At 33.7% G+C, this 5,215-nt stretch carries 5 protein-coding genes and 1 pseudogene; 3 read left to right on the forward strand and 3 right to left on the reverse strand.

The window, feature by feature from the left end:
• Positions 1-56: 56 nt before the first annotated feature.
• The 3 genes from murA to QZ260_RS05065 form a co-directional block, all read right to left on the reverse strand.
• Complete coding sequence (gene murA, locus QZ260_RS05055; protein WP_295983500.1) at positions 57-1,364, reverse strand: UDP-N-acetylglucosamine 1-carboxyvinyltransferase; 1,308 nt, start codon at positions 1,362-1,364, stop codon at positions 57-59.
• 6 nt (positions 1,365-1,370) lie between these two features.
• Positions 1,371-2,021, reverse strand: coding sequence for a DUF4290 domain-containing protein (locus QZ260_RS05060; RefSeq protein ID WP_295983504.1), 651 nt, complete (start codon positions 2,019-2,021; stop codon positions 1,371-1,373).
• Positions 2,022-2,088: 67 nt separating this feature from the next.
• The gene (locus tag QZ260_RS05065) at positions 2,089-2,382 is read right to left on the reverse strand and encodes a DUF493 family protein (RefSeq protein ID WP_295983511.1); all 294 of its coding nucleotides are present in this window, start codon (positions 2,380-2,382) and stop codon (positions 2,089-2,091) included.
• A 282-nt stretch (positions 2,383-2,664) separates the two neighbouring features.
• Here QZ260_RS05065 and QZ260_RS05070 point away from each other — a divergent pair, with 282 nt between their 5' ends.
• The 3 genes and pseudogenes from QZ260_RS05070 to QZ260_RS05080 all read left to right on the forward strand — a co-directional run.
• The gene (locus QZ260_RS05070) at positions 2,665-3,204 is read left to right on the forward strand and encodes an ATP-binding protein (protein WP_295983506.1); all 540 of its coding nucleotides are present in this window, start codon (positions 2,665-2,667) and stop codon (positions 3,202-3,204) included.
• 1 nt (position 3,205) lies between these two features.
• Positions 3,206-5,110, forward strand: a complete 1,905-nt coding sequence (locus QZ260_RS05075) for a RecQ family ATP-dependent DNA helicase (RefSeq protein ID WP_295983509.1) — start codon at positions 3,206-3,208, stop codon at positions 5,108-5,110.
• Positions 5,107-5,215, forward strand: a pseudogene (locus tag QZ260_RS05080) (methionyl-tRNA formyltransferase); the annotation flags it as partial. The gene QZ260_RS05075 and the pseudogene QZ260_RS05080, both read left to right, overlap by 4 nt.

Below are 5,215 nucleotides of genomic sequence, written 5' to 3' on the forward strand. Positions count from 1 at the left end.
GGAAGTATTTCAATCGAATTTAAAAATAGTTTATTCTATTTTAAAGCGTCTTAAAACTAAATACGTTCAATCCTAGCACCAATAGCACGTAAACGTTCATCAATATTTTCGTAACCACGATCAATCTGTTCAATATTCTGAATAGTTGATGTTCCTTTTGCAGAAAGTGCTGCGATTAATAAGGACACACCAGCACGTATATCTGGCGAAGTCATTGTAGTTGCTTTTAAAGTAGACTTAAAATCATGACCAATAACTGTGGCACGATGCGGGTCACAAAGGATAATTTTAGCCCCCATATCGATTAGTTTATCAACAAAAAACAATCGGCTTTCAAACATTTTTTGGTGTATCAAAACACTGCCTCTTGCTTGCGTTGCAACAACTAAAATAATACTCAATAAATCAGGAGTAAATCCTGGCCAAGGCGCATCAGAAATCGTTAAGATAGATCCATCTATAAAACTTTGAATTTCATAACCATCGGTATGTGCTGGGATATGGATATCATCACCCTGCCTTTCAACAGTAATCCCTAATTTCCTAAATGTTTCAGGAATTAATCCTAAATCATTCCAAGATACATTCGTAATCGTTAATTCACTTTTGGTCATGGCAGCAAGACCAATCCAACTTCCAATTTCAATCATATCAGGAAGCATCGTATGATCGGTACCACCTAAACGATCAACACCATCAATAATTAACATGTTAGAACCAACACCATTAATTTTGGCACCCATTCTATTCAACATTTTACATAATTGCTGTAAATAAGGCTCGCAAGCGGCATTATAAATAGTCGTTTGACCTTCAGCTAAAACCGCGGCCATTAAAATATTGGCTGTACCCGTTACAGATGCTTCTTCAAGCAACATATACGTCCCTTTTAGCTTTTTAGCTTCAACACCATAAAACTGCTCTTCCTTACTATATCCGAATTTGGCACCAAGTTTTATCAAGCCATCAAAATGGGTATCTAAACGACGACGACCAATTTTATCACCTCCTGGCTTAGGAATATATCCCCTACCAAAACGAGCTAATAACGGACCAACAATCATTATAGAACCCCGTAAACCACGACCATCTATCTTAAATTGGTCTGATTCTAGATATTTTAAATCAACTTCATCAGCTTGAAAACTAAAAGAACCTTTACCCAGCTTTTCAACTTTAACTCCAAGCTTTTTTAATAAACTGATTAATTTATTGACATCTACAATATCAGGAATGTTATTAATTGTAACGACTTCTGGGGTTAGCAAAACGGCACATAAAATTTGTAATGCTTCGTTTTTGGCTCCTTGAGGTTGAATACTTCCCTTTAATTGGTGGCCACCTTCAATTTTAAATGTTCCCATGCTTGATTAGTAGCGTTTTCTTTGGCGGTTGGCAGAGTTCTTTTTATGATGCGGTTTCTTGCTCGTATTACTTGAATATTTACCCTTTGTACGCAATAAACTGGTAGAGTCTGATAAATCTTCTTTAGAGTCTTTTAAATTAAGTTTTCCTCCAGAAAGTTCAAAAAGGTGGTCAAAAATTACGGCATCTTCAACCGTATCTTTATTCCAATTTAAAAAACATTTCTTCATGTGGTTCGCAATAGTGTAGGTTAATGCTTTCTTTAGATCACCATCTTCCCATGTATTAGCGACATCAATCATGGTTTTAATATTGTTTCCGTAAAAACGATATTTAGGAAAATTTTGAGGGTACTCTAAAACCTCTGGGCGCTCTTCATAAATTTCCTTGGTAGGAATTTCATATGGAGAATCAGCATCCAATTCAAAATTAGACATGATAAAGAGTTGATCCCATAATTTATGCTGAAAATCCGCAACATCTCTTAAGTGCGGTTGCATATTGCCCATTACTGCAATAATACCTTTTGCCACTTTGTTACGTTCCTCTTTAGTTTCAAGAGTTTTTGCATGATTAATCATCTTTTGCATATGGCGCCCGTATTCCGGAATGATTAAATGTTCACGCTCTGTGTTGTATTCTAAATTATCTATCAAAATAAAATGTGTAGAGTTAAATGTTGTCGCATGTAGTTGTTATGCATGCGCAAAATACAAAAAAAAACTAAAGACTTATGACGCCTTCAACTTTTTCTGCAACTTGCTTATATTTTTCGATTACAGCCTCAGGGTTTTTCATTGTAACATTAATAGAAACACTAGTATATTTCCCTTTTTTCGATTCTTTAGTTTCAATAACAGCGCCTAGGTTATTAAAAATAACACCTATTTGCTTTATCTTTTCTTTATCAGAAAGCACAATAAATTTATACAGATATTCTGCTGGCCAAAGCGCCGTATCATGCAATTGTGCTTTTAATTTATTATAAAACTCTTCAGGGTTTGGAGGTGTGCTCATAAGTATAAAAATAAAATGCAAATATACGGCAGCAAAATACATTTTAAAAATAACACCCATTTATTATTTTGGCGCTTCCCGAAAAAGGGTCGGGCTTTCCACCATGGCTACCTACCGGTGCAGGTCTTTTTCTACTACCTCAAAAAAGAATGCCGATGCAATCCCCAGCGCAACCTACAACCAATAAAAAAGCAACCTAAAATCATAGACCATTTGCAATAGTTTGGCTTCTACTTTTTTATCATCATATAAATTACGATTTTTACATCAAATATTATTGAATTGAGCACTAAAAAAATAGTAATTACTGGAGGTCCTGGTACAGGAAAATCTACACTAGTAAATGAACTTATTAGAAGAGGTCATACCTGTCTTGAAGAAATTTCTAGACAAGTCACCTTAGATGCAAAAGAACAAGGTATAGACCAATTGTTTTTAACAAAGCCTCTACTCTTTAGCGAACTCCTTTTAAAAGGCAGGCAAAAGCAATTTATTGATGCCGATATGCATAAAGACGAAACCGTTTTTTTTGACAGAGGCATTCCTGATATTATAGCTTATATGGACTATATTAATGATACGTATCCTGAAAATTTTGTAGAAGCCTGTAAAAACTCAGCTTACGACCTCGTTTTTATTTTAAAACCTTGGGAAGCTATTTATACCAGCGATAATGAACGGTATGAAAACTTTGATCAAGCTCTAAAAATTCATGACCATTTATTAAACACCTACCAATCTTTCCATTATAAATTAGTGGATGTCCCTTTTGATACTGTTGAAAACCGAACAGATTTTATTCTAAAAACGTTAAGTATGTAACATGGAACACCCAATTAACATACTAGAACGTTATTGGAAATTCACGAGTTTCAGACCAGAACAAGAAGCCATTATAAATGCGGTTATTGATGGGGAAGACACCTTTGTATTACTGCCAACAGGTGGCGGGAAATCCCTGTGTTTTCAAATCCCAGCTTTAGCAAAAGAAGGTATTTGCATTGTTGTTTCTCCGTTAATTGCATTGATGAAAGATCAAGTACAGGCGCTGAATAATAAAGGCATCAAAGCTATGGCTATTACAAGTGGCATAAGTTATAGCCAATTAGATACCCTATTAGATAATTGTATTTACGGAAACTATAAGTTTTTATACCTCTCACCAGAACGCTTACAACAAGAATTAGTACAAGGCCGTATACGGCAAATGAATGTAAATCTAATTGCAGTAGACGAGGCACATTGTATTTCACAATGGGGAAGTGATTTTAGGCCCGCTTACAAAAACATAACAGTATTAAGACAATTACAACCTAGTGTAAATGTTGTCGCACTCACCGCCTCGGCAAAACCAGATGTGGTTCAAGATATTATAAAAGAGCTCGATTTTATAAATCCGAAGATATTTAAGCATTCTTTTTTAAGATCAAATTTAGCCTACATGGTATTTCATGAAAATGATAAATATTATCGTCTTGAAACTATTTTAAAAAAACATACGGCGTCTTCTATCATATATGTAAGAAACAGAAAGCTCACATTAGAGCTGAGTTCCTTTTTAAATTCAAAAAAAATTACAGCTACACATTACCATGGTGGGCTTTCAAATATTGATAAAGATAAAAACATGACCGCTTGGTTAAACAATCAAAACCAAGTTATGGTAGCAACAAATGCCTTTGGTATGGGTATTGATAAACCCGATGTAAAAACGGTTATTCATTTAAATTTACCAGAAAGTATTGAGAGTTATTTTCAAGAAGCCGGAAGGGTTGGAAGAAATGGTGAAAAGGCATTTGCCATTATATTAAAAAACAACAGTGACGAAGCTTTAGTAAAAAACCAGTTTTTAAGTGTTTTACCCACGGTAAATTTGGTAAAACAAGTGTATAGAAAATTATGCAACTATTTTCAAATCTCTTACGGAGAAGGGGTTTATGACACTTTTGATTTTGATTTTAATACCTTCTGTAAGACCTATAAATTTAGTTCAATTTTATGCTATAACTCCCTTTTATTATTAGACAGAAATAGTATTATCACATTATCAAACCAATTTAAAAACAATGTAACCGTTCAATTTATAATATCAAATCAATCGCTTTTCAATTACCTTGAAACTCACAAAAAATATAGTATTATTGTCAAATCCATCTTGCGTCTTTATGGTGGTGTTTTCGATCATATTACTAAAATTGATTTAGTGAAAATCACTAAAAAAGCATCCGTTTCAGAAGGCATATTAATACATACCCTCCAACAGTTAGAACATGATAAAATCATTACTTTAAATTTGGCAAAAACAGATGCACAAATTACTTTTATTGAACCTAGGGAGGATGATAAAACTATTAATAGGATTGCTTTAATCATAGAACAACAAAATAAATTAAAGCAACAACACGTAAAAGCCATGCTTGATTATGTCGAAAATGAATCGGTTTGCAAAAGCATGCAACTACTCGCCTATTTTGGAGAAAAGAATACAGAACCTTGTGGTATTTGCTCTGTTTGTATAAACTTTAAAAAACATAAAAAACCACAAGATCTAAAAAGCATTAAAAAACAAATTATAGAATTATTAGAAAATGGGGATCAATCTTCCAGAGCTTTATTAGCACATCTGGATTGTGAAGAAAAAGACATGAAAACCGTTTTAAAACTATTATTAGAACATCACATTATTACCATTACACCAACAAACACATATAAATTAAGTCATCTATGAGGGATTTGAAAATTGTATTTATGGGCACACCAGATTTTGCAGTTGCCACATTACAAGCATTAGTCGAAAACAACTATACTATTGTTGGTGTTATTACAGCACCAG

It is taken from the genome of uncultured Algibacter sp. (genome assembly GCF_905480415.1).
Classification (GTDB): Bacteria; Bacteroidota; Bacteroidia; order Flavobacteriales; family Flavobacteriaceae; genus Algibacter_B.